Raw genomic sequence first — 25,292 nt, 5'->3', positions numbered from 1 at the left:
CGCTCCTTTGCTGTTGTCAGGTCACCGAGAGCTCGGGGTTCGTGTCCGGGTCCGGGGCCGCGGCGGTACGCCGGTCCCGTTGCCAGGCGAACAGGCAGGTCAGGATGCCGAGGACGGTGATGCCGGCGGCCACCGGGTAGATCGCGCGCAGCCCCAGGTCGGAGGCGATGATCCGGCCGCCGAGCCACGACGCGAGTGCCGCCGCGAGCTGATAGGCGGACGAGTTCACCGCGAGCGCCAGCGTGGGTGCCGTCGAGGCGGTGCCCAGCACCCTGGCCTGAGTGCCGGGCACGATCGAGAAGCCGAGGGCTCCGAGCAGGAAGACCATGATCGCGGAGCCCACGAGGCCGCCACCGACCGCCCACATCCCCAGCAGCGCCACCGTCAGGGTGGTCAGCAGACCGACCAGCGACGGCATCAGGGCACGGTCGGCGAGCCAGCCGCCGGCGAGGTTGCCCGCGGTCGCGCCGATGCCGTAGACGAGGAGCAGGACCGGCACCGCGGAGTCGGAGAACCCGGAGACGTCGGTGAGCAGCGGCGCGAAGTAGGTGAACACAATGAGCAGGCCCGCGTTGCCGACTACGGTGACCAGGATGGCCAGCTGGACCGGGGAGTCGCGCAGCACCCGCAGTTCGCCGAAGGCCGAGGTGCGGGTGTCGTTGGCGACGTCGGGCACGAAGCGTGCCACCATCAGCAGGCCGACGGCGCAGGTGAGGGCGATGGCGACGAACGTCGAGCGCCACCCGAGGCTGTTGCCGATGTAGGTGCCGAGGGGAGCGCCGAGGATCATCGCGAGGTTCATGCCCAGGATCAGCTTCGACACGGTGGAGGCCGCCTTCTCCGGCGGTACGGTCGAGGTGGCGATGACGATCGCGTTGGCGAAGAAGGTCGAGGTGACCAGGGCTGTGACGACACGCGCCAGGAACGCCACTCCGTAGTCGGGCGCGAGCGCGGACGCCAGGTTGCCGGCGACCGCGATCAGCAACAGGACCAGGATCAGTTTCTTCCGCGGGTATCGGGCGGTGAGAGCGGTCACCACCGGGCCGCCGAAGATCATGCCTATGGCGTACGCCGTGACGAGCAGGCCGGCCGCCGGGATGGAGACGTCGAGGCCGTCGGCGACGTCCGGCAGGATGCCGGCGATCACGAACTCGCCGGTGGTGATGCCGAACACGCACAGCATGAGGGACAGGACACTGATGGGCATTTTTCCTCTTCGCGTCGGTGTCGTTGGTACGGGGCTTGCGGCCCGCTCCGACTCAGGTGCAGTTCTTGACGAAGGAGTCCACTCCGTCGGGATGGGAGAGCACGGCCCACATGGCGACCGGGTCGTGGAAGCGGCTGACGAACGCGTCCGCGATCCGCTTGTCGCCGGCCGCCCGGCCGAGCAGTTCCTGCACGTGCGGCGGGGGCGGTGCCAGGAACGCGTTGCTCCACGCGACGGCATGGCGTGCGTGGTCCCACAGCCGGGCCGAGGCGTCGCGGCAGAACTCCGCGTCGAAGGGCCCGGTGGCCGAGGCGATGAGCTCGGCCAGCGCGAACGCCGTGTGCGAGCCGAGGTTGGCGCCCTGGGCGGTGAGCGGGTCGTTGGTGATCCAGGCATCGCCGATGGCCAGGGCACAGGTGCCGTCCGCCGTCCGGGCCCATCCCCGGCGGACCACCGGTGTGATGCCGCCCTGCGCCAGCTCGCCCGGCGCGACGAGGCCGAACCGCGCGGTGTCGACGCGTTCGCGCAGACTCGGTGCGTACGCGGCCACCAGGCGCAGCACCTCGCGGTGGAAGCCGGCCGGATCGGCGTCGGCGTCCAGGTGGGCGGGCGCCTCCAGCGGGCCGTTGGGTACCGCTTCGAACGCCAGCACGTGCGCCGGGCCGAAGCGGGACAGGAACGGTATCCGCAGGATCTCGCCGATGCCGGGCAGGAAGTGTATGTCCAGCGTGTGCGGCGAGTCCTCGTGGATCCCGTGGTAGAAGCCGCTGCACAGGATGCGCTGCGGTGTGCTGTGGGGCGAGCGCGCGGGGTCCGCCGGGAACAGCTCGCGCACGGACCGGTCGCCGTTGGCGACCACGACCAGTTCGTGCCGGCGGGCGACCTGGTCCGCCGTGACGGGACCGATCACGGCGTTCCCGCCGCGCCGGGTGAACTCCTCCAGCAGGTGCGGCAGATAGAGGCGGAAGTCGACGACGCTCGACGGCGGGGTCAGCGCCGCGGTGAACTCGAGGTCGGTGTCCCCGCCGTGGAGGGTGATGGACCAGGTGTGCACCCGGGCGTCGTCGTACTGCCAGGCGTGCACACCGAGCGATTCCTCGCGTGCCTGTGTCGGTCCGAAGCGGGCCGGGAAGTTCCTCGGCCGTGCCGCGCGCAGTTCCTCGGCGGTCTGCGCGGAGTACAGCGTCACGGGTATGTCCAGCTGCTGGAGACGTAACGCCAGCTGCAGTCCGGAGATCCCGGAGCCGATGATGCCGATACCGGTCATGTCCTCACCTGCCGGTGCCGAAGTCGGATCCCAGGCGGCCGGCCAGCCAGGCCACGCTCTCCACGGCGTACCCGGCGGCCGCGGGGGACGCCAGTGCCGAGACGGGGATGAGTACGGGCAGGCGCATTCCGGCGTCGACGAGTTCACCGATCCGGTCGAGGACGGTCTGCCGGCTGCCCACGATCGCCAGGTCGGCGACGAGTTCGTCGGGTACGACGGCCAGCGCCTGCTCGACCTGTTCCCGGGTCAGCCGGTGCGGCAGCAGATGGGACAGCCCCTGGTAGTCCGCCCCGAACGGATGGGCGACGTCGTACTCGCGCCACTTGGCGGCGCCGGCGTGCAGCGCCAGATACCGGATCGCCTTGGCTCCGGTCAGCGCGCGGGCCGCGTCGTCGGTCTCGGCGACCAGGATCGGCACGCCGCCCGCGGCGACCACCCGGTCCGGGTCCCGGCCCGCGACGACGGCCGCCTCCCGTACGACGGCCAGTCTGCGCGCGTACTCGGCCGGCGTCATCAGGTCCGAGGGGAGCCAGCCGTCGCCGTAGCGGCCGGCGAGTGCGGTCATACGGGGGCCGTTGCCGCCCACCCAGATCTCCGGGACGCTGCCTTCGGGCGCACGCAGGTCCATGACCGCCTGGTCCAGGGAGAAGAACTCGCCCTGGAAGTCGTAGGGGCCCTTGGTGTCGAAGAACATCCGCAGGATCCGCAGGGCCTCCTCGACCCGGCCCACCTGGTGGTCGGTGCGGATGCCGTAGGGGCTCAGGTTCTCCTGCGCGCCCGCGCCGATGCCGATGACGGGCGGGCGCTCGGTGAACTGCGCCAGTGTCAGTGCGGTCTGGGCCAGTACCGCTGGATGCCGGCGGTGCGGGTCCGTGACCCCCACCGCCAGCCGCACCGGCCCGGCAAGCGACGCGAAGTTGCCGAGCACGGTGGCGAATTCGAGCGACAGATCGGGGGACGGGAGGGCCGAGGCCAGGTAGCTGAAACCGGTGTCCCATGCCTGCCGCGGAAACACGTTGATCAAGTGGTCGAACACGAGGAACGTGTCGATGTCCGCCGAGCGTGCGAGGTCGAGCAGACCCCGCCCGCCCTCGACGGGTCCGACGGCATCCCACGCCAGTCCTACTCTCATTCCCCGCTCCTCACAGCCAGTGGTTTCGTGGTGGACTCGCCGGCGCCTCAGATGACCTCGACCCGCTGGAGGTGGCGCTTGGTGGGACCGGTGAACGCGTTGCGCCCGTGGATGAGCGAGTAGTTGTCCGCGATCAGGATGTCGCCGGCCTGCCAGTCGTGGTCGTAGCAGTACTCGGGGCGGTGCACGCGCTCGGCGAGCGAGGTGAGGAACTCGTCCGCCTCGGACTCGTCGATCCCGTCGACCTGGACGTACACCGGGTTCTTGTACTTCTCCGGTGACAGCGGCTCGGCGAACCGCAGCACCGGCAGGCCGGTGGCGGGGTGCTGGGAGAGCAACCGCTCGGTGACCTGGCCGCCGTAGTGCACGACCTTGTCGGTCGAGTAGGTCATGCTGATCCGGCTCCAGCGCTCGCGCAGCGCGGCGTCCGCGTCCCGGTAGACCCGCGAGGTGTCGGAGAAGACCGTCTCCCCGCCCACGCCCGGTGTCACGTCCAGGCACTGGAAGAAGAAGTAGCGCGGATTCGCCTCGACGAAGGCGCCGTCCCAGTGGAACGGCACATCGCCGCTGTCGAAGAGGTAGTTCTTCGGGTTCTCCTCGACCACCAGGTCGACCACCTCGCCGGGTTCCCACGCGAGGACCTCGCCCCAGCGCCGGCAGTAGTCGGCGAACTCCTGCTTGGCCATCAACTGGAAGCCTCGCAGCACCAGGACCCGCGACTCGACCGTCCAGCGCGCGAGTGTGTCGACGGGGATGTCGTCGATCCGGGCGCCGCCGCCGGCCGCCTCCACGACGCGGCCGAACGGGCGCAGAGGGGTGTGCGTCAGCTTGGTGTTCTCGGTGGAACCACAGGGATAGCTCGTCAAGGGATCGCCTTCCTACGAGGTGATGGCCGAATGGGGTTCGACGAAGTGACTCGGCCTGCCGTTGCGCCAGACGACGGAGGCGTCGGCCTTCTCCGCGTCCCACTTCTTGACCAGGGAGAACTTGGTGCCGTCGTCGAGCACCACGCCGTGCCACGGTGTCAACCACGCGTCCTGGGTCCGCAGCAGGCGGACGCCGATCTTTCCCGAGTGCGGCGACTGCGGATGGATGGAGAGCCGAAGGGCACGCGGGAACCGTTCGGCGACCACGCGGCTCCAGGCGTTGCTGCGGCTGATCGTCCGGTAGGCCAGTTCCTTGGACTCGTTGCGCAGCGCCGTCCGCGACACCTTGTCGCCCTTGACGCCCACGGCGTCCTCGAACATGAACCGGTGGATTCCGTTGAAGAGCGCCTTGGTTCCGCTGTCGGTGCGTACGCCTTCCTTCAGCTCCTCCACCGTCGGGGCGTAGTTGTGTTCGAGGACCTTGCGCAGGGACGGGTAGTCCACCCCGCCGAACGCGTCGTCCAGCCCGTACAGGTCCAGCGACGGCCAGTTGGCCGTCTCGATCATCTGCGCGAGGCTCACCCGGTACTCGGTGACCACGTCGTCGGTCACACCGACCACATCACCGAAGACATGGCCGTCCGAGCAGATGGTGACCCGCGCGCCCGAGGAGTGGAAGTGACCGATGTAGTCGCACAGCGACTGGAGGAAGTCCAGCCCCATGTACTCGCCCAGGTCCGGAAGCTCCCCCAGCACCTTGGTGCGGTTGGGTGACTTGGCCGGGAAGGCGGGCAGGATCAGGTGTATCGGCTGTGAGCTGCGGACGAAGTAGTCCAGCTTGGCGCGGTGCTCCTCAAGACAGGCGTGACAGGGTGCGGAGACGCACTCCTGGCCGTCGGTCCGGCCGACCGACGCCAGCCAGGTGCGCTGGGAGCGGTACAGCAACTTGACGATCTTTTCCGATGACTCCGTACAGTCAGCCTCTATCGGGCCAGTACTCAATTCAATTACCCCCGTTGAACAATACGGACACGAAATCGGCCGAGAGTGCGCTTCGACCATTTCTGGATTTCCGTAGGGAAGGATGCCGCGTCGATCATTTACGCATCGGTTTCGGACATCCTCCAAGATGCCGCTCATGCTTGCATACGGCGGAGTGCCCCTGCAATATCCGACCGATTAGATAAGAGCGCCGACCGATAGAGGAAACTCTATGGATATCCCGGAGCAGATCTCAGCCCAGGAACTCCGGTTCCCGGCGGGTGTCGGGGACCGGACACCAGCCCTCGTCGGAACGCCGGTAGGTCCATCGAGGGCCGTGGCGCAGCAGATCGGCCAACGCGCCGAGGAAGCGCTCGACGTGCTCGGCGGTGGTGCCCAGGCCGACGCTGGCCCGCAGCGCGCCGGCGGATCCGTCGGCGCCGCCCACCAGGTGGCGCACGGCCTGGTGCGCGCAGAACGCGCCGTACCGGATGCCTATCCCGTGCTCCGCGGCGAGCGCGGTGGCGACCAGTTCCTGGTCGGCCGGCGCACCGGTGCCATCCCCGACGGTGAACGACACGACGCCGACGCTCGGGTGGTCCGGCCCCCACATCCCGAGCAGGCGGACCCCGGGAATCCCGGCCAGTCCCTGCCGCAGCCGGGTGGCGAGCACCCGCTCGTGCTCCCCGATCGCGTCCCATCCCGCAGTCGACAGGGTGTCGCAGGCGACGGCCATCGCGTGGGCACCCACCACGTTCGGCGAGCCCGCTTCGTGCCGGTGGGGCAGGTCCGCCCAGGTCACACTCTCCAGGCCGGCATCCTCCGTCACACGGGCGGTCGCGCCCCCACCGGCCAGGTAGGGTTCGGCGGCGGCCAGCCAGTCGGGGGCGCCCACCAGGGCGCCAGCGCCGAACGGGGCGTACAGCTTGTGCCCGGACAGCGCCACCCAGTCCACCTCCAGCGCGGCCGCGTCCAGGCGCCGGTGCGGCACCAGTTGCGCGGCGTCGAGCACCACCCGCGCGCCGTGCCGGTGGGCCACGTCCGCCAGTTCGGCCACCGGCCAGACCTCGCCGGTCACGTTGGAGACACCGGTGACCACCACCAGTCTCGGCCCCTTCGACGTGATGGCCAGCGCGTCGTCGAGTACACGCATCGCGTCCTGCGGGCGGACCGGTACGCCGAGCCTGCAGACCTTGGCATCGCGCCACGGCAGCAGCGCGGCGTGATGGTCGGCCGAGAACCGGAACACCACGGTGTCGGGCGGCAGGGCACGCCCCAGCAGGTTGAGGGCGTCGGTGGTGTTGCGGGTGAACAGTACGGAGGCGTCGCACCCGGCGCCCACGAAGCCGCGCACCGATGCCCTGGCCCGCTCGTAGGCGAGCGTCGTCACCCGGGAGGTGAAGCCGGAGCCGCGGTGCACGCTGCTGTACCACGGCAGCAGCCGGTTCACGCCCTGCTGGACGGCGGTGAGACACGGCGCGCTCGCCGCGTGGTCCAGGTGGCCGTGGGACACCTGCCGCCCGTCGACCAGCGGCACCAGCAGATCCGCGCCCACGACACTCGGAATACGCCCGGCACCCGGGCTCACCCGCGACTCCGTCACCATACCGGCCCCCCCATTGCCCTTCGTATTGACTTGGCTACTCGATGTACACGGAATTGAGCGGACGACTCCCCTTGTGCGCACCCTGTGGGTCAGTCGCCGGAAGGGCGCGGCGGCCACGGTCGGGTCGGCGTCGCGGCACGGCCGTGGGCGTGGCCACGGGTTTTCCTAAAAATTTCGCCAACCGCTCAACCCCCAGAATCAACTATTCCGGCTCTCTGGAATGGACTGAAAACTGGTGGTTCACGCGCCTGCCCCGCGCTAGAGTGGGGAACCATGCTGTCATTGCGCCAAGGGCCGGTCAACGGCTCATCGATTGGAAAATCGCCGACAGCGTTAAACCAATCATTATGAATACGGGGGAATAGCAGTCATGGAGGACCCGACTGTTCACCAACTCCGGCTCCTGCTCACGCTGGCCGAGGAGCTCCACTTCAAGCGGGCGGCCAACAGGATGTATCTCACGCAGCCGGCACTCAGTCAGCAGATCCGCTCCCTGGAACAGCGACTCGGCGTGCAGTTCTTCGCCCGGACCAGCCGGCACGTCGAACTGACCCCCGCCGGACACGCCCTGCTCCCGCTGGTGCGGAACGTCGTCACCGCGACGGAGCATCTGCGCAACGCGGCGTCCCGCTCCGCGACGGGCGACACCCGACTCAGGCTGGGCGTGTGCGAGAACGTCGCCGCGCTGGAAGCCACCCGCAGTGTGCTGGACGCGATTCCCGCCCTGTACCCCTGTATGGGCCCGGAGATCCACGTGCTGGACTTCGTCGAGCAGATGACGGTGCTGCAGAGCGGTGCGATCGACGCCGCCTTCGCCTACCTGCCGGTACCCGACGGCCTGCACGGCCAGCCGTTGGCCACGGAACCACGCGTGGTGTGCGTCGCCAGCTCCGACCCGCTGGCCCGGAACTCGTCGGTGACGCTGGCGGACCTGACCGACTACCCGGTGGTCAGCCTGGCCCAGCAGATGGACCAAGGGGGCCGGGACTTCTGGGCGGCCGACCCGCGCCCGGACGGCTCCCGGGTCCGCTACACCAGCCACCACGTCACCCGGTTCGAGTCGCTGCTGTCGATGGCTTCCTTCGGCGGGGCGATCGCCTTCGTGCCGTCCGCGGCGGCGCGCCTGTACCCCCGCCCCGACATCCGCTACCTGCCGGTGCGTGACCTGCCGGACTGCACGCTGGGCGTCGTCTGGCCCGCGGCGAACCGTCAGAAGCCTCAGATCACAGCCCTTGAGGACATCTGCAAACAGCTGTACAGCCAGGGCGTACTGACCGGCGCCATGCAGAACTTCACCCGGCTGCTGGAGGTGGAGTCGGCCTACTGCTGACCGCCCCGGAGAACGGCCGCACGGGTGGGCCGGTGCCCCGAGCCGCGGGGTTACCGAGCCGGCATTCGCATACACGTCGAACTCGACAGCGCACCACGGTCCTGACCGCGGCCCATGACGCGGCGGCAGTTCACTGTCCGGCGGGCAGAGACAGCCTGTGCTGCCCGCGCGCTGCGCGCCGGACGTGAGGTGCTGGTCGTGCACGGCCCCGACGCCATTGGGGACCGATGATGATGGCCGCATCGGCGCGGCCAACCGCAGCGGGAAGTGCGATCACCATGGCGCCCGTGACATCGGCAACCTTTTCGAGGTCACGGATCTTCTGAGCGGTCGTCTCGGCGTCCGCCTCCCGATCTATGGCTTCCCATTGCCCCGGGCTCTCACGACAAGTCCTTCGCTGGGCCCGGCCCCTTCGCTGTGCCGCGCGGCGCCCTCGGACAGCAGCCGGGCCTCGGGGCCGGATCGTGTCAGCGTCGCCGCCGGTCGGCACGGAGCTCGAAGTCGCCGTAGCTGTTGTCGGCGGGGTTGACGGTCACCCCGGGGGCCACGATCTCGTCGATGCGGTCGAGGACGTCGGCCGGGAGGGTGATGTCGGCGGCGGGCAGGAACGCCTCCAGCTGCTCCATGGTGCGCGGTCCGATGATCGCCGAGGTGACACCGGGGTGGTTGACGACGAAGGCGACGGCCAGCTCGATCAGGGTGAGGCCGGCCTGCTCCGCCAGGAGCGCGAGCTGTTCGACGGCGTCGAGCTTGCGTTGGTTGGCCGGGCTGGTCATGTCGAAGCGGGCCGCGGGGCGCGCCGCGGAGGCCGGACCTGAGGTGTTGTCCCTGCGGTAGCGGCCGGAGAGCCACCCGCCGGCCAGCGGGCTGTAGGTCAGGGTGCCCATGCCGTGGCGGCGCACGGTGGGCAGGACGTCCTCCTCGATGCCGCGGACCAGGATCGAGTACGGCGGCTGCTCGGTCACGAACCGCTCCAGACGCCGCTCCCGGGAGACCCACTGGGCTTCGACGATCTGGGAGCCGGCGTAGGACGAGGACCCGATGTAGCGGACCTTTCCCTGGTGCACGAGGTCGGAGAGGGCGCCGAGGGTCTCGTCGACGTCGGTGTCCGGGCTGGGGCGGTGGACCTGGTAGAGGTCGATGTGATCGGTGCCCAGGCGGCGCAGGGAGTTCTCGACCGCGCGCATGATCCAACGCCGCGAGCCGCCGCGCCGGTTGGGGTCGTCCTGGTCCATCGGCATGAAGAACTTGGTCGCGAGGAAGACGTTTTCGCGTCGGCCCTTGAGTGCCTCGCCGACGATGTCCTCCGAGACGCCGGCGGAGTAGACGTCGGCGGTGTCGACGAAGTTGACGCCCGCGTCGAGGGCCCGGTGGATGATCCGTACGGAGTCGGCCACGTCCTCGTTGCCCCAGGGGCCGAACATCATCGCGCCCAGACAGAGCGGGCTGACCCGGACACCGGTGCGGCCGAGCGGTCGGTACTGCATGAAGCTGTTCTCCTCGTTCGTGCGGTCGGTCGATCGCCGGTCGGTCGCCGGTCAGTCGGTCGCCGGCCGGTCGGTCGCCGGCCGGTCGGTCGCCGGCCGGTCGCCGGTCAGTCGGTCGCCGGCCGGTCGTTCCCGGCGGTGGCGACCGCTCCGGTGCCCGTCCAGCTGGCGAGGAGGCCGAGTGCCTCCTGCTCCCGCGAGTCCGGTTCGGGCGTGTAGAAGTTGAGGCGGAGGCCCGGGTCGGACGGCAGGTCCATCGCCTCGTAGGGCAGGGCGAGATCGCCGACCAGCGGATGGTGCAGGTTCTTCACGCCGGAGCGGTGGAACTTCACGTCGTGGCGTGCCCACCGGCGGGCGAAGTCGTCGCTCCTCGTCGTCAGCTCTCCGATCAGGTCGGTCAGCGCCTTGTCGTGGGGCGCCCGGCCCGTCTCGGTGCGCAGGAAGGCCACCGAATCGTCGGCGCCCTTGTCCCAGTCGGCCCAGAAATCCCTGCTCGCGGGGTCCAGGAACATGAAACGGGCGCTGTTGACCGGCCCGCGCTGGGCGAACAGCGGCGAGTCGAAGACCGGTGCGTACAGCGCCCGCCCCAGTGCGTTGGCGGCCAGAAGGTCGAACCGCGCGTTGCGTACGTACGCCGGCACATCGGTCATGGCGTCGAGCAGCCGCAGGATCGTGGGCCGCACCCGGGACGCGGTCACCGTGGGCCGCCGGCCCGACAGGGTCGACGCGCGTGCCAGGTCGTAGAGATGGTTGCGCTCGGCCTCGTCGAGCCGCAGTGCGTGGGCGAGGCCTTCGAGCACCGAGTCGGAGGCACCGCCGAGGTTGCCGCGCTCCAGCCGGACGTAGTAGTCGACGCTCATGCCGGCCAGCAGGGCGACCTCTTCGCGGCGCAGGCCCGCGACCCGGCGGTTGCCGCCGCCGTAGACCGGCAGCCCGGCCTGCTCCGGGGTGATGCGCGCCCGCCGGGTGCTCAGGAACTCGCGCACCTCGGCGGCCAGGTTCTTCTTGTCGCTGTCGGGCACGCGGACCTCCTCCTGATCGGGCGCCGTGGATCTGTGCCGGCCACTTCACGGTAGGTCGGCCGGCGAGCGCCTGCGAGGTACTGCCATTACCTGGAAGAGCAGTGACTCCCACCTGTGCGGCTGTGCGCGGTTCTCTGGAGGAGGCCGAGGACCGCGCGTGCGGAACCGGCCCGAACACGAAACCGAACCGAAGGAACACCGTGCGCGCAGCACTCATGTACAAAGCCGGCGACGTCCGCGTCGGGCAGGTCGCCGATCCGTCCCTCAAGGAAGCCACCGACGCGGTGGTCCGCATCACCACGGCCTGCGTGTGCGGCAGCGACCTGCACCCCTACCGCTCCATGTCCGGCTCCGAGGGCCCCGTTCGCATGGGCCACGAGTTCATCGGCGTGGTCGAGGAGACCGGCAGCGAAGTCCGGACGGTGAAGAAGGGGGACCTCGTCGTCGCTCCGTTCGCCTACTCGGACGGCACCTGCGCATTCTGCCGGGCCGGGCTGCAGACCTCCTGCGAGCACGGCGGATTCTGGGCCAGGGGCGGTGTCGACGGCGGTCAGGGCGAGGCGGCCCGCGTGCCGCTGGCCGACGGCACCCTGGTCAGGCTGCCGGTCGGCGCCGACGACGCGCTCATCCCGTCCCTGCTCACCCTGTCCGACGTGCTGGGCACCGGTCATCACGCCGCCGTCCGCGGCGGGGTGCGGCGCGGCAGCACCGTCACGGTGATCGGGGACGGCGCCGTCGGCCTGCTCGCCGTGCTCGCCGCCAAGCGGCTGGGCGCCGAGCAGATCGTCCTCATGGGCCGGCACCGGGCCCGTACCGACCTCGGCCGGGCGTTCGGCGCGACCGACGTGGTCGCCGAGCGCGGCGGCGAGGGCATCGAGAAGGTACGTGAGCTCACCGGCGGCGGCAGCCCGATCGTCCTCGAAGCGGTCGGACACCGGCCCGCCTACGAGCAGGCGTACGGCGTGGTCAGCCCCGGCGGCACCATCAGCCGCGTGGGCGTGCCCCAGTACGAAGAGGCCCCGGTCGGCTTCGGCAGCCTCTTCGGTCCCAACATCACCCTGACCGGAGGCCCCGCCCCGGCCCGCGCCTACATCGACGAGCTGCTCCCCGACATCCTGGAAGGCCGTATCGAGCCGGGCCGGGTCTTCGACCGCACCGTCGGTCTGGACGAGGTCGCCGAGGGCTACCGGGCCATGGACGCACGCGAGGCGCTCAAGGTGCTGGTACGGCCGTGAACGGACAGCGTGCGATCGGCACGGCGGCCGCCCCCGTGCGCCTCGACGGCACCTCCGCCGCCGTCCGGGCGATCCCCGGAACCGGCGGCGGGACGATCACCGGAGCCGACACCGGAGCGACCTCCCGAACCGACACCGGAGCGACTTCCGGAACCGACACCGGAGCGACTTCCGGAACCGACACCGAGGCGATCACCGGAACTGACGCGGAAGCGACCTCCGGAACCGGCGGCGGGACGATCACCCGAACCGGCGCCGGGAAGCCGGTGACCAGGTCGGTGACGCGATGACCACTGCCGCGCGGCGTGCGCCGGTACCCGCGGTGGAGCGGCCGAACGGCGCTCCGGCCCATGCGACGCTGATCCTCGCGATCATCTGCGTCAGCTACTTCATGGTCATCCTCGACAACTCGATCGTCTTCACCGGGCTGCCGCGGATCCGCTCCGACATGGGGTTCTCCGAGACCGGCCTGTCCTGGATCACCGACGCCTACGTCCTGGTCTTCGGCGGACTGCTGCTGCTGGGAGCCCGGGCCGGTGACCTGTTCGGGCACCGCAGGGTGTTCCTGTGCTCCCTGGTCGCCTTCTCGCTGGCCTCGCTCCTGGTGGGCGCCGCGCAGACCCAGTGGTGGCTGATCGGCGCCCGGGCGCTCCAGGGCGTCGGCGCCGCCGTCCTGGCCCCCTCCGCCCTGTCCCTGCTCACCCGCAGCTTCGCCGAGGGCAGGGCCCGTGACCGGGCGATGGCCGCCTACAGCGCTGTCGCCGGTCTCGGCGCCGCTCTCGGCCTGGTCGTCGGCGGGCTGGTCGCCGACCTGGTGTCGTGGCGGGCCGGTTTCTTCCTGAACGTCCCGGTCGGCCTTGTGCTGTTGGTGCCGGCGGCACGGCTCCTGCCCGAGACCGAGCGCCGTCGAGTCCGCTTCGACCTCGCCGGGGCGCTGCTGGCGACGCTGGGCTCGACCGCGCTGGTCCTCGGCATCGTGGACGCCGCCGACCTCGGCTGGACGGCTCCCGGCACCCTGGTGCCGCTGGTGGCCGGCGCGGGGATGCTCGGTGCGTTCGTCAGGGTGGAGCGGCGGGCCGCGCAGCCGATCGTGCCGCTGCGGCTGTTCGCCAGCCGGGCGCGCAGTGGGGCGTACCTCACCCGGATGCTCTACATGGGCGCGATGATGGGCTTCTTCTTCTTCACCGCGCAGTTCGTGCAGAGCGTCTACCACTGGACGCCGCTGCAGGCCGGGCTCGCCTTCCTGCCGATGACGCTGGTCAACTTCGTCTTCGCCGTCCAGGTGCCGCGGCTGCTGGAGAAGGCCGGCCGGCCGGTGGTGCTGCTCACCGGAGTCGTCCTGACCGCGGCGGGCATGGCCTGGCTCAGCCGCCTCGGCCTGCACACCCCCTACCTGACGGGCGTGGCGCTGCCGATGGTGCTCATCGGCGCCGGCCAGGGCCTGGCGCTGGCACCGCTGACGTCCAGCGGCGTCGACGGCATCGCCCCCGCGGACGCGGGGGCCGGCTCGGGCCTGGTCAACACCGTGCACCAGATCGGCAGCGCGCTGAGCCTGAGCATCCTCACCGCAGTCGCCGCCGCCGTATCCACCGGCCACACGGCCGCCGACATCGCCGCCCGCTCGGGAACGGCCCTGACCGGCTCCGCCGTGCTGCTCGCGCTGGCGGTCCTGAGCGTCCTCATCCTCATCGTGCCCGCACGGGGCACCCGCGACGAAAGATCCCTGTGATGCAGACCCTCACCCTCAACAACGGCGTCGAGATGCCCGCCCTCGGACTCGGCGTCTTCCAGACCCCGCCCGACGAGACCATGGCCGCCGTCAGGTCCGCGCTCGACCTCGGCTACCGGCACATCGACACCGCCGCCGCCTACCGCAACGAACGCGAGGTGGGCCTCGCCATCCGCGACTCCGCGGTGCCCCGCGACGAGATCTTCGTCGAGACCAAGATCTGGATCAGCGACTACGGGTACGACGAGACCCTGCACGGCTTCGACAAGAGCGCCGCCAAGCTCGGTGTCGACCGGATCGACCTGCTGATCCTGCACCAGGCCCTGCCGTCCGACTTCGACCGGACCCTCGCGGCCTACCGCGCCCTGGAGAAGCTCCTGGCCGACGGCAGGGTCCGCGCCATCGGCGTCAGCAACTTCATGGTCGACCACCTGACCGCCCTGCTCGACGCCACCTCCGTCGTCCCCGCGGTCAACCAGCTGGAGATCCACCCCTACTTCCAGCAGCGCGCCGTACTCGACTTCGACGACCGGCACGGCATCCTCAACCAGGCCTGGTCCCCCATCGGAGGGATCACCTTCTACCCGGGCTACGGCGAGGACCGCAGGAGCGTCCTCCGGGATCCCGCCGTCACCCGCATCGCCGAGGCGCACGGCAAGAGCCCCGCCCAGGTGCTGCTGCGCTGGGGCGTCCAGCAGGGCCGCTCGGTCATCCCCAAGTCCACCAGCACCGCCCGCATCGCCGAGAACATCGATGTCTTCGACTTCGAGCTCACCGCCGGGGAGCTCACTGCCCTCGACGCACTGGAGACCGGCCGCCGCGGCGGCCCCGAGCCCGAGAACATCACCCTCGCCGCCTACGGCCGCACCATCCCCGAAGCCTGACCCGGCTGCCCGGAACAACCGGACAGCCGGACAACCGATCCCTCGGAAAGACTCAGAAAGACTCAGAAAGACTCACCGTGCCCACCACCGTCAAGGCGTTCGGCGCCCACGCCATACGTCAGCCACTCGTCCCCGTCACCATCGAGCGCCGTGATGTCGGCCCCCACGACGTCAGGCTCGACATCCTGTACTGCGGCATCTGCCACTCCGACATCGACTTCGTCGGCGGCGAGTTCGGCCCGCTGCCGGCCAGCCCGCTCGTCCCCGGCCACGAGGTCGTCGGCCGGGTCACCGAGACCGGCTCCGCGGTCACCCGCCACCGGGTCGGCGACCTGGTCGGCATCGGCTGCATGGTCAACTCCTGCCGCGAGTGCGAGAACTGCCGGGCCGGGCAGGAGCAGTACTGCCTCAAGGGGCACACCCTGATCTTCGGCAGCCCCGACCCGGCCGAGCCCGGCGCCCACACCCAGGGCGGCTACTCGGAGGCGATCGTCGCTCCCGAGGACTTCGTCGTCCGCGTTCCCGACGGCCTCGACCCGGCGGCCGCGGCCCCGCTGCTGTGTGCCGGCATCACCGTCTACGCCCCGCTCAAGCGGTACGGCGCCGGCCCGGGCACGAAGGTCGCGGTCGTCGGTCTCGGCGGCCTCGGCCACCTCGGAGTGAAGATGGCGAAGGCCATGGGCGCGGACGTCACCGTGCTCTCGCAGTCCGACCGCAAGCGCGACGCCGCCACGGCCCTCGGCGCCGACCACTACGCCGTCACGGGCGACGGCTCCGCCTTCACCGACCTCGCCAACACCTTCGACATCATCCTCAACACCGTCAGCGCACCGGTGTCGCTCAAGGACCACTTCGGCGTGCTGCGCCTGCACGGCACCATGGTGAGCGTCGGCGTGACCCCGCAGCCGATGCCGCTGGAGGTCTTCTCGCTGTTGCAGAACGGCCGCGCCTACGCGGGTTCGCTGTTCGGCGGCATCGCCGAGACGCAGGAGATGCTGGACTTCGCCGCCGAGCACGGTGTGACCGCCGAGATCGAACTGATCGACGCCCAGCACATCGACACCGCCTACGAGCGGATCCTCGCCTCCGACGTCCGCTACCGGTTCGTGGTCGACGGCGCGACCTTCGCCAAGGGAGAGGAAGGACCATGACGCACTGGAACGACGCGGACCTTGCGAAGGTCGGCGCTGCGGAAGAGCTGGACCTGGAGTCCGAACGCGCCGACGGCACCCTGCGCGACCCCGTGACCATGTGGGTCGTCCGCTCCGGCGACCATGTCTACGTACGCTCGGTCAAGGGCACCGCAGGCCCCTGGTACCGGGGCGTCCGGTCCCGGCTCCGGGGCCGCGTCGCCGCCGGCGGCGTGCGGCGGGACGTGACCTTCCGCCCGGCCGATCCCGGCGAGTACGCGGCCGTGGACGCCGCCTACCGGAAGAAGTACGGCCGGTACACGAGCATCGTCGAGCACGTCCTGACCGACCGCGCCCGCGAATCCACCCTCCGTCTCGAACCGCGCTGACTCCCCTCGCGTCGAGCGTGTGACCATCGAGCCACAACTCCGCGCGAGTCCTTGGCCAATGGCACCATCTCAACACCTCTACCGCCTCGGTGAGTTGTCCGGCGATCTGGTACACGCTGGAGTCATGCATGACGGCAGGCCCCTCCTCCGAAGGTCGTATCGACACGAGCAGGCCTCACCCTGCACGTGTCAACGACTGGTTGCTGGGCGGCAAGGACAACTACCCGGTCGATGAGGAGGTGGCCGCGAAGCTGCCACCGGAGGCACGCCTCAACGCCATGCGCAACCGGGCGTTCATGCACCGCGCGGCGGCCTGGCTGGCCGGCCGACGTACGGGAGCCGGGAGCCATCCTCGACCATGCCCGTTCGTTCCTGGACTTCGACCGGCCCGTCGCGCTGTCGATGATCGCGCTGATGCACTTCATCACCGACGACGAGAACCCCTACGGTCTGACGCGGACGCTGCTCGACGCGCTGCCCTCGGGCAGTTACCTCATGTTCTCCCACGGCACCGCCGACGAGCACCCGCACCTCGCCAAGTCGGTGACCACGACGTACCGCAAGGGCGAGATCCCCCTGCGCATGCGTACGCGGGCCGACATCGAGCCGTTCTTCGAGGGCCTGGAACTGGTGGCTCCGGGGCTGGTCACGGCGACCGGGTGGTACAAGGACTCACCGGCGCCCGCCCAGGAACCGAGCGGCTTCCACGTAGGCGTCGCCCGCGTACCGTAGGGATCCCACGCGCCCGAGGGCAGCGGGCGGACCGGCGGACCGACCGCCCGTGGCCGCCCGGCCCCGGAACGACCGGATACAGTGCGCGCGACGGCAGCCCGGTCAAGGAGGGGAAGCGTGACCGACACCAGCAACACCCGACCCGTCGACAGTGAGGCGCACGGGGCACGGCAGAGCCGACTGCAGCGCCTGATGCGCTTCATCCCTCTGATCGCCCCGGTCCTGCTGTGGGCCGTGCCCTGCTGGGTGCTGCTGTACGCCGGCCAGCACTGGCCGCTGCCCGTCACCCTGGCAGGCACCGCCCTGTTCGCCCTGGGCCTGGTCGGTATGCCGCTCGCGATGGTGCGCGGCCACGGCCGGCGCCAGCAGGACCGGACGGCGATCGTCGGTGACACCCTGCTGGGCACCGGCTGGGTCCTGTTCACCTGGTCCGCTCTGCTTGGTGTCCTCCTGCGGCTCGCCCTGACCGTGGCCGGCGTCGGCGGGAGCCAGGACCGGGCCCGCATCGTCACCTGGGCCGTCCTCGGCGTGGCCGCCGTACTCCTCGCCTGGGGGTACGCCGAGGCCCGCCGCGTGCCACGCGTGCGCCAACTCGATGTGCGACTCCCCCGCCTGGGAGCCGGGTTGGACGGCACCCGCGTCGTCCTCATCACCGACACCCACTACGGCCCCCTCGACCGCGCCCGCTGGTCGGCACGGGTGTGCGAGACGGTGAACACCCTGGAGGCCGACCTGGTCTGCCACACCGGCGACATCGCCGACGGCACGGCCGAACGCCGCCGCGCCCAGGCCGCCCCGCTCGGCACCGTGCGGGCCACCCGGGCCCGTGTCTACGTCACCGGCAACCACGAGTACTACAGCGAGGCCCAGGGCTGGGTCGACCTGATGGACGAGCTGGGCTGGGAGCCGCTGCGCAACCGCCATCTGCTGCTCGAACGCGGAGGCGACACCCTCGTGGTCGCCGGTGTGGATGACGTCACCGCCGAGTCCTCCGGACTGGCAGGCCACCGCGCCCACCTCGCCGGAGCCCTGGACGGCGCCGACCCCGACCTGCCCGTCCTGCTTCTGGCACACCAGCCCAAGTTCGTCGACCGGGCGGCAGCGGACGGGGTCGACCTCCAGCTCTCCGGCCACACCCACGGCGGCCAGATCTGGCCCTTCCACTACCTGGTCCGCATCGACCAGCCCGTCGTGGCCGGCCTCAGCCGCCACGGCGCCCGCACCCTCCTCTACACCAGCCGCGGCACCGGCTTCTGGGGCCCGCCGTTCCGCGTCTTCGCCCCCAGCGAGATCACCCTGCTCGTCCTCCGCTCCCCGCAACAGCCCGCCTCGGCGTAGCCGACGGCCGGGGCGGGTACCGGGTCGTACCCGCCCGGGCAGGTACCGGGTCGGGAGCGCCCGGCGGGTACCGGGTCGGGAGCGGCCGGGTCGTCGCGTCAGATCACGGCGAGCCGGTCCACCAGCAGCTCCACCCTCGGCTCGGCGTATTCGGGCAGCAGGCGGCCCGCGCGGGTCAGGGTCGCCAGGCCGTGCAGGGACGCCCAGAACACCTCGGTGAACAGCCCCGGTTCGACACCGTCCCCGGCGACCTCGCCGAGGCTCTCCAGAAGGGCGGCGAAGGCGTCCTTCAAGGGCTGCGGGGTGTCCTCCCGTGCGTAGGCCAGGCCGCCGTCGAGCTGGAACAAGGCGTCGTAGACCGCCGGGTTGCGTGCGGCGAAGTCGAGGTAGGCGCGGGCCAGGGCGGCGACCCGGGCGCGCGGGCCGTCCGCGGCACGGGTCGCGGCCCGTAGCAACGCTGCCATTTCGGTGGCGCCCTCCAGGGCGACGGCGCCGATGATCTCCCGCTTGCCCCGGAAGTGGCTGTAGAGGACGGGCTGGCTGTACTCGATGCGCTCGGCGAGCCGGCGGGTGGTGACCGCGTCCCAGCCCTGCTGCTCGGCGAGTTCGCGGGCCGTCGCCACGATGAGGCGTTCGCGGGCCGCCCGTTCGCGTTCCTTGCGTTCCTGTACCGACATGATTCGATCCTAGCACTGCTAGACACACGAGCGGCAGCAGTACTAGTGTTGCCTCGCCTGCTAGCAGTGCTAGCCCAACGGCTCAACGGAGGGATCGTCATGCTCAACGCACTCGAGGTCGTCACCACCGTCGTCGTCGGTCTGATGGTGGGGGTGGAGTTCGCCGTCGCCTTCATCATGAACCGGATCCTGGACGCGCTTCCCGAGGACAGCGGCCAGCTCGGCCACGCCCACGGCGGCCGGATGCTCGGCACCCTGATGCCGTTCTGGTACATCGGCTCGCTCGTCCTCAGCGCGATCTGGGCCATCGCCGGATGGCACCACCACGGCGCCGGACTCGTCGTCACCGCCGCCGGACTGCTGATCGCCAGTGTGGTCATGTCGATACTGCTGCTCGTCCCGATCAACAACCGGAACAAGACATGGACCCCCGAGAACCGGCCCGCCGACTGGAAGGAGCAGCTGGACCGCTGGGGCCGCTACCACTACGCCCGCGTCGCCGTCCTCGTCGCCGCCTTCACCCTGCTCGCCGCCGCCCTCGTCTGAGACCTGCCACATTTCAGCCAAGTCCCCCAACTCCCCATAGCTACAAGGAGTTAAAAAACGAAGCAAAGTTTTCCCGGGCTGCATACATAACATCAAGGTAAGTTCACCTGACAAAGATTTCATAGGCTTAGGATCAGACCAACGGGGGCCGCCGACTCCACTTGTTGAACCGATCAACACCTGTCGAAACACCTCGCGTTGCCCGGGGACCGATGGGCATGCACGCGCTAGAGAGGTCACATATTGAGCACCGTGGTGGCCAAACGATCCTCGCGCGCGGAGGGTCCGCAGTTGCCCGAGGGTCAGGTCGAGCTGGCCGAGCCACCTGTTCTGGGGGAGCCGGCCAGCGCCGACTTCGGGTCGGCGCTGATGTACCTGCCGATGGGACTGGGCACGGGTGCCATGGTCCTGATGTTCTCCATGCGCAGTGCCGGACCGACGACGTACCTGATGTCCGGAATGATGGGCGTCGCCATGATCAGCATGACGCTGACTCAGATCGGCCGGTCCAGTTCCGAGCGCCGCCGCAGGATGCGTGCGGAACGCCGTGACTATCTGCGTTATCTGGCGCAGAAACGTCGTCAGGCCCGTCAGGCCGCCGCCCAGCAGCGGTCCGCCCTGCTGTGGGACAACCCCGATCCGGGACAGCTGTGGGCACTGGCGATGGGCGCCCGGCTGTGGGAACGCCGCCCCGCTCACGGGGACTTCGCCCGTGTCCGTATCGGACAGGGCATCCGGCGGGCGGCGTTGGAGTTCCTGCCCCCGCAGACCAAACCGGTGGAGGATCTGGAGCCGCTGACGGCCATCTCGCTGCGGCGGTTCACCAAGGCGCATCAGACGGTGCCGCGGCTGCCGATCCCGGTCGCACTGCGCCGCTTCACCAGCGTCGAGTTCGCGGGCGAACCGGAACCCGCACTCGCCCTGCTACGCGCGATGATCGGTCAGCTCGCGGTGTTCCACTCCCCCGACGAGTTGCGGATCGCCGTACTGGGTGGCGAGTCGGCGCGGGACGAGTGGGACTGGCTCAAGTGGCTGCCGCACAACGCCCATCCGAGCGAAGCCGACGACGCGGGTCCGGTCCGGCTGGCGGCCGAGGACCACGACACGCTGCTGGAGCTGCTCGGCACGGACGTCCGCGACCGTCCCGACCACGACCCGGACGCCTCCCCCAGCGTCGCCGAGCCGTTCGTGGTGATCGTGGCGCAGGGGATACGGCTGCCGGAGACCTCACGGCTGCTGCACGGTGGGCTGCGCAACGTCGTTCTGCTGGACGCGACCGGCGCGATGACCGGTGGCCCGAAGGTGCTGCGGCTCACGGCACACGGCACGAGTGTCGCCTTCCCCTCCGGTGACGACACGGTCACCGCCGAGGCCGACGCGCTCAGCCGCACCCAGGCCGACACCCTGGCCCGCACCCTGGCGCCGATGCGCACCAGCGGCAGCGTCGACCTGACGGACCAGGCGCTGGACTCGGACTTCGACCTGACCGCCCTGCTGGGCATCCGCGACCCGCGCACCTTCGACGTGGCCGCCAAGTGGCGCCCCCGACAGGCCCAGTCGGCCCGCCTGCTGGTGCCGCTGGGTGTCACGGAGGACGGCGAGGTCGTCGAGCTGGACATCAAGGAGTCGGCGCAGGGAGGCATGGGCCCGCACGGCCTGCTCATCGGTGCGACCGGTTCCGGCAAGAGCGAACTGCTGCGCACGCTGGTGCTGGGTCTGGTCGCCACCCACTCCTCCGAGGTCCTCAACCTGGTACTGGTCGACTTCAAGGGCGGCGCGACGTTCCTGGGGATGGACCGGCTGCCGCACACCTCGGCGGTCATCACCAACCTCGCCGACGAGATCCATCTCGTGGACCGGATGCGCGACTCCATCAACGGCGAGATGATCCGCCGTCAGGAGCTGCTGCGTGAGTCCGGGTACTCCTCGCTGTTCGACTACGAGAAGGCGCGGGGCGCCGGGGTGAACCTCACCCCGCTGCCGTCGCTGCTGATCATCGTCGACGAGTTCTCCGAGCTGCTGGCCAGCAAGCCGGAGTTCGTGGACCTCTTCGTCTCCATCGGCCGCCTCGGACGCAGCCTCGGTGTGCATCTGCTGCTCGCCTCCCAGCGCCTGGACGAGAGCCGCATCCACAAGGTGGAGGGCCATCTGTCCTACCGGATCGCCCTGCGCACGTTCTCCTCGATGGAATCGCGCAGTGTCATCGGTGTCTCCAGCGCCTATGAACTGCCGTCGGCACCGGGCAACGGCTATCTGAAGGTGGACACGACCAACCTGGTGCGTTTCAAGGCCGCGTACGTGTCCGGCCCCGCGCCGGAGCCGGTGAGCGAGGCGGAGCAGAGCGCCGAACAGGCCAGGGCCGCACAGGAGATCACCGTGTTCGGCCTGGCGCAGCAGGGCACGCTGCTGTCGGAACGCACCGAGGAACACCTCGCCGAGCTCCGGCCGCTGCGGTCCGCCGAGCGCGAGGAGTCCGCCGGGCCGGCCGCGGGCGCCGAGCAGAGCGAGGAGAGTCTGCTGGAGGTGCTGATCGGCCGGCTGGAGGAGAGCGGCCCGCCGGCCCGCCAGGTGTGGCTGCCTCCGCTGACCGAGTCCCCGAGCCTCGACCAGCTGCTGCCCGGTATCGTCCCCGACCCGGTGCGCGGTATGAGCGCGGCGGACTATCCGGCCCTGGGCTCGCTGCGGGTGCCGCTGGCCATCGTCGACCGGCCCTTCGAGCAGTTGCGTGAGCTGCTGGTCGCCGACCTGTCCGGCGCCGACGGCCACATCGGTCTGGTCGGCGCCCCGCAGACCGGCAAGTCGACCATGCTGCGCACGCTGATGATGTCTCTCGCGCTGACCCACACCCCGGAGGAAGTGCAGTTCTACTGCCTCGACTTCGGTGGCGGCGGCCTGGTCTCCACGGCCGGTCTGCCCCATGTCGGCTCGGTCGCCACCCGCCTGGAGCGCGACCGCGTCCTGCGTACGGTGGCGGAGCTGACGCAGTTGCTGGAGAAGCGCGAGGAGGAGTTCACCTCGCGCGGCCTGGAGTCGATGACGGCCTACCGCGCGCTCAGGGCCACGGGCGAGATCGACGATCCCTACGGTGACGTGTTCCTGGTGGTCGACGGCTGGGGCACCCTGCGCCAGGACTACGAGGACCTGGAGCCGCGTGTCATCGACATGGCCGCGCGCGGACTGTCGTTCGGTCTGCATGTGATCGGCTCCGCCGTGCGCTGGTCGGAGATCCGTCCTCGCCTGCGGGACCTGCTGGGCACCAAGTTCGAACTGCGCCTCGGTGACTCCATGGAGTCGGAGGTCGGTTCCCGCACCGCCGCGACCGTCCCGCACCAGCCGGGCCGCGGTCTGACCGCGGGCGGTCACCACTTCCTGTCCGCCCTGCCCCGGCTGGACAGCTCCGGCGAGACCGCCGACCTCACGGCCGCCACCAAGTCGGCGGTGGCGGAGATCGACACCTTCTGGACCGGCCGTTCCGCACCCGGCGTGCGCCTGCTGCCGACCCGCCTGCCGGTGAACCAGCTTCCGGAGGCGGAGGGCGATCTGCGGGTCTGCCTGGGCTGGGACGAACAGCGGCTGGAGCCGGTCTGGCACGACTTCTCGGCCACCCCTCATCTGATGGTGTTCGGCGACGGGGAGACCGGCAAGACCAACGCGCTGCGTCTGATGATCCGTTCCATCACCTCCCGCTACACCCCCGACCAGGCCCGCGTCATGGTCGCGGACCCCGGCCGGGGACTGCTCACCTCGGTGCCCGAGGAGTACCGGGTCGGTTACGTCGTCGACGGCGACGCCCTCGCCCAACTCGCCACCAGCGCCTCGGTCTCGGTGGGCAAACGGGTGCCGGGGCCGGACATCAGCCCCGAGCAGCTGGCCCGCCGCGACTGGTGGGAGGGGCCACGGCTGTTCGTCCTCCTCGACGACTACGACCTCTTCTCCGGCACCCCGGGCGCGCCCTCGCCCATGGCACCGCTGGTGCCCCTGCTCGCACAGGGCCTCCACATTGGCATGCACCTGGTAGTCGCGCGCAGCACCTCCGGCGCCGTCCGCGCCATGATGGACCCGGTACTGCGCCGGCTGTGGGAACTGGGCAACCCCGCACTGCTGTTCTCGTATCCCAAGGAAGAGGGCAAGTTCCTCGGCGAGGCCAAGCCGCGCACCCTCCCCTCGGGCCGGGCCCAGCTCGTCACCCGCCGGTCGGTCAAGCTCGTACAGACCGGACTGGTGACCCCGTGACCCGACGCCCGGAACCGCGCCGGTCCCCCGCCGCCCCACACGGCCTCTCGCCGCTTCCGCCCGCCCCCCACCACAGCACCACAGGAGCAGCACGATGACCTCACCGCATGCGGTCACCGCACCGGCCTCGGAGGTCTGCCGGGTGACGGTGGTGGGTCCCACCGGCCGGTCCGACGTGGCGATCCCGCTCAGCACGCCGGTCTCCGCGCTGCTGCCGGTGCTGGTGCGCCATGTCACCGAGGACACCGCCGACCGGGGTACGCCCTGGGTACTGCAACGGCTCGGCGAGGAACCCCTCGACGTCGACGGCACCCCGGCCACGCTGGCCCTGCGCCACGGCGACATCCTTCACCTGCGGCCCGCCGAGGAGCCGTTGCCCGCGCTGCACTTCGACGACGTCGCCGACGGTGTGGCGCAGGCGGTGGACGCGCTGCCGGGCCGCTGGCGCCCGGAGCTGACCCGGGGGCTCGCGCTGGCCATGGCGGTGCTGGCCCTGCCCGCGCTGGCCGCCGCCCTGCTGGGGCTGGGCCCGGGGGTGCCGACCGCGGCCGGCGCCGGGGTGATCGCCGTACTGCTGGCCGCCGGATGCGTGGGCGCCGCCCGGCTCGGCGCCGACCGGGGCACCGTGCTGGTGGCCGGCCTCGGCTCGCTGGCGTTCGGCGCACTCGCCGGACTGGCGGTCCGTCAGGGCCCGCACGGTGGCTACGCACCAGGGATGCCCGGGGTGCTGGCCGCGGCGGCCTGTGTGGTGGTGCTGTCCGTCAGTCTGCTGGCGCTGCGTCCGCTGCCGCTGGTGGTCCCCGGCACCGTACTGCTGACCGCGCTCGCCGCCGCCGTGGGCATCGGGCTGATGCGGGCGGCCGACTGGCACGGCGCCCAGGCGGTGTCCGTGGTGGCGGTCGCGATGTTCGTACTGGGCCACTTCGGGCCTCGGCTGACGCTGCGCATGGCCCGGCTGCGCGTCCCCCGACTGCCGCACAACGCGGCGGAGTTGCAGGAGGACATCGACCCGGAGCCGCAGGAACGGGTGGAGAGCCGGGTCAAGCTGGCCAGCGCCTACCTCGACACCCTCAGCCTGTCCTCCGCGCTGGTCTACGCCGGCGCCTTCTGGTACATGACACGTGGCACCGGCTGGATCGGCTGGCTGCTGCCGCTGGTGTTCGCCGGTGCGGTGCTGCTGCGGTCGCGCGGCCTGAACCGGTCCGCGCAGCGGGTGCCGATGGTGGTGGCCGGAACGATCGGACTGATCACGGTGCTGCTGACCCGGTTCGCCCTGGCGGGTACCGGAGCCCGGGTGGCCGTGGTGGCCGTGCTGCTCGCGGCGGTCGCCGCCCTGCTGACGGCGGCCTGGCGGCTGCCGCGCGGACGGCTGCTCCCGGTGTGGGGCCACAGCGGCGACCTGCTGGAGACGATCACCGCCATCGCGCTGCTGCCGCTGCTGCTCCAAGCCCTGCACGCGTACTCCTACTTCCGCTCACTGGCGAGCTGAGGGGGCCGGAGC

Annotated in this window: 20 protein-coding genes and 1 pseudogene; 12 read left to right on the top strand and 9 right to left on the bottom strand. The window is 70.6% G+C overall.

The window, feature by feature from the left end:
• Positions 1–16: 16 nt before the first annotated feature.
• From ACIRR9_RS14920 to ACIRR9_RS14895, 6 genes are all read right to left on the bottom strand, one after another.
• A complete protein-coding gene (locus ACIRR9_RS14920) occupies positions 17–1,207 on the bottom strand; it encodes an MFS transporter (RefSeq protein ID WP_403751264.1) in 1,191 nt (396 codons plus the stop codon).
• A 52-nt stretch (positions 1,208–1,259) separates the two neighbouring features.
• A complete protein-coding gene (locus tag ACIRR9_RS14915; protein WP_403751262.1) occupies positions 1,260–2,474 on the bottom strand; it encodes a styrene monooxygenase/indole monooxygenase family protein in 1,215 nt (404 codons plus the stop codon).
• 4 nt (positions 2,475–2,478) lie between these two features.
• Positions 2,479–3,606 carry an LLM class flavin-dependent oxidoreductase gene (locus tag ACIRR9_RS14910; protein ID WP_403751260.1) on the bottom strand — a complete coding sequence of 376 codons (1,128 nt, stop codon included), beginning with the start codon at positions 3,604–3,606 and terminating at the stop codon, positions 2,479–2,481.
• A 47-nt stretch (positions 3,607–3,653) separates the two neighbouring features.
• The gene (locus ACIRR9_RS14905) at positions 3,654–4,472 is read right to left on the bottom strand and encodes a TauD/TfdA dioxygenase family protein (RefSeq protein ID WP_403751258.1); all 819 of its coding nucleotides are present in this window, start codon (positions 4,470–4,472) and stop codon (positions 3,654–3,656) included.
• A 12-nt stretch (positions 4,473–4,484) separates the two neighbouring features.
• The gene (locus ACIRR9_RS14900) at positions 4,485–5,417 is read right to left on the bottom strand and encodes an L-tyrosine/L-tryptophan isonitrile synthase family protein (RefSeq protein WP_403751256.1); all 933 of its coding nucleotides are present in this window, start codon (positions 5,415–5,417) and stop codon (positions 4,485–4,487) included.
• A gap of 289 nt (positions 5,418–5,706) precedes the next feature.
• A complete protein-coding gene (locus tag ACIRR9_RS14895; protein ID WP_403751254.1) occupies positions 5,707–7,059 on the bottom strand; it encodes an aminotransferase class V-fold PLP-dependent enzyme in 1,353 nt (450 codons plus the stop codon).
• A gap of 370 nt (positions 7,060–7,429) precedes the next feature.
• Between ACIRR9_RS14895 and ACIRR9_RS14890 the strand changes: the two genes are divergently transcribed.
• Positions 7,430–8,389, top strand: coding sequence for a LysR family transcriptional regulator (locus ACIRR9_RS14890; protein WP_403751252.1), 960 nt, complete (start codon positions 7,430–7,432; stop codon positions 8,387–8,389).
• A gap of 467 nt (positions 8,390–8,856) precedes the next feature.
• Here the strand turns inward: ACIRR9_RS14890 and ACIRR9_RS14885 are convergent, their stop codons facing one another.
• Positions 8,857–9,876: an aldo/keto reductase gene (locus ACIRR9_RS14885; protein ID WP_403751250.1), complete on the bottom strand. Its 1,020-nt coding sequence runs from the start codon at positions 9,874–9,876 to the stop codon at positions 8,857–8,859.
• A 107-nt stretch (positions 9,877–9,983) separates the two neighbouring features.
• Positions 9,984–10,898, bottom strand: a complete 915-nt coding sequence (locus ACIRR9_RS14880) for a helix-turn-helix transcriptional regulator (RefSeq protein ID WP_403751248.1) — start codon at positions 10,896–10,898, stop codon at positions 9,984–9,986.
• 200 nt (positions 10,899–11,098) lie between these two features.
• Here ACIRR9_RS14880 and ACIRR9_RS14875 point away from each other — a divergent pair, with 200 nt between their 5' ends.
• From ACIRR9_RS14875 to ACIRR9_RS14840, 8 genes and pseudogenes are all read left to right on the top strand, one after another.
• Positions 11,099–12,133 carry an alcohol dehydrogenase catalytic domain-containing protein gene (locus ACIRR9_RS14875; protein WP_403751246.1) on the top strand — a complete coding sequence of 345 codons (1,035 nt, stop codon included), beginning with the start codon at positions 11,099–11,101 and terminating at the stop codon, positions 12,131–12,133.
• Complete coding sequence (locus tag ACIRR9_RS14870; RefSeq protein ID WP_403751244.1) at positions 12,130–12,423, top strand: hypothetical protein; 294 nt, start codon at positions 12,130–12,132, stop codon at positions 12,421–12,423. Before ACIRR9_RS14875 ends, ACIRR9_RS14870 begins: the two co-directional genes overlap by 4 nt.
• Complete coding sequence (locus tag ACIRR9_RS14865; RefSeq protein ID WP_403751242.1) at positions 12,420–13,862, top strand: MFS transporter; 1,443 nt, start codon at positions 12,420–12,422, stop codon at positions 13,860–13,862. The genes ACIRR9_RS14870 and ACIRR9_RS14865 overlap by 4 nt, the downstream gene beginning before the upstream one ends.
• Positions 13,862–14,746 carry an aldo/keto reductase gene (locus ACIRR9_RS14860; protein ID WP_403751240.1) on the top strand — a complete coding sequence of 295 codons (885 nt, stop codon included), beginning with the start codon at positions 13,862–13,864 and terminating at the stop codon, positions 14,744–14,746. The genes ACIRR9_RS14865 and ACIRR9_RS14860 overlap by 1 nt, the downstream gene beginning before the upstream one ends.
• Before the next feature lie 77 nt (positions 14,747–14,823).
• On the top strand, positions 14,824–15,897 hold the full coding sequence (locus tag ACIRR9_RS14855; RefSeq protein WP_403751238.1) for an NAD(P)-dependent alcohol dehydrogenase: 1,074 nt from the start codon (positions 14,824–14,826) through the stop codon (positions 15,895–15,897).
• The gene (locus tag ACIRR9_RS14850; protein ID WP_403253168.1) at positions 15,894–16,265 is read left to right on the top strand and encodes a DUF2255 family protein; all 372 of its coding nucleotides are present in this window, start codon (positions 15,894–15,896) and stop codon (positions 16,263–16,265) included. Before ACIRR9_RS14855 ends, ACIRR9_RS14850 begins: the two co-directional genes overlap by 4 nt.
• Positions 16,266–16,393: 128 nt before the next feature.
• Positions 16,394–16,997, top strand: a pseudogene (locus ACIRR9_RS14845) (SAM-dependent methyltransferase).
• Between the two features lie 117 nt (positions 16,998–17,114).
• Positions 17,115–18,335 carry a metallophosphoesterase gene (locus ACIRR9_RS14840; protein ID WP_403751236.1) on the top strand — a complete coding sequence of 407 codons (1,221 nt, stop codon included), beginning with the start codon at positions 17,115–17,117 and terminating at the stop codon, positions 18,333–18,335.
• A gap of 98 nt (positions 18,336–18,433) precedes the next feature.
• Here the strand turns inward: ACIRR9_RS14840 and ACIRR9_RS14835 are convergent, their stop codons facing one another.
• A complete protein-coding gene (locus ACIRR9_RS14835) occupies positions 18,434–19,012 on the bottom strand; it encodes a TetR/AcrR family transcriptional regulator (protein WP_403751234.1) in 579 nt (192 codons plus the stop codon).
• Between the two features lie 99 nt (positions 19,013–19,111).
• Between ACIRR9_RS14835 and ACIRR9_RS14830 the strand changes: the two genes are divergently transcribed.
• The 3 genes from ACIRR9_RS14830 (at position 19,112) to eccD (ending at position 25,280) form a co-directional block, all read left to right on the top strand.
• Positions 19,112–19,558, top strand: a complete 447-nt coding sequence (locus ACIRR9_RS14830) for an anthrone oxygenase family protein (protein WP_403751232.1) — start codon at positions 19,112–19,114, stop codon at positions 19,556–19,558.
• Positions 19,559–19,801: 243 nt separating this feature from the next.
• Complete coding sequence (gene eccCa, locus ACIRR9_RS14825; RefSeq protein WP_403751230.1) at positions 19,802–23,791, top strand: type VII secretion protein EccCa; 3,990 nt, start codon at positions 19,802–19,804, stop codon at positions 23,789–23,791.
• 94 nt (positions 23,792–23,885) lie between these two features.
• Positions 23,886–25,280 carry a type VII secretion integral membrane protein EccD gene (eccD, locus tag ACIRR9_RS14820; RefSeq protein WP_403751228.1) on the top strand — a complete coding sequence of 465 codons (1,395 nt, stop codon included), beginning with the start codon at positions 23,886–23,888 and terminating at the stop codon, positions 25,278–25,280.
• The last annotated feature ends 12 nt before the right edge of the window (positions 25,281–25,292 follow it).

Source organism: Streptomyces sp. NPDC101234, assembly GCF_044767525.1.
GTDB classification, from domain to species: domain Bacteria; phylum Actinomycetota; class Actinomycetes; order Streptomycetales; family Streptomycetaceae; genus Streptomyces; species Streptomyces sasae.
This window is presented reverse-complemented; position numbering and strand designations above follow the sequence as displayed.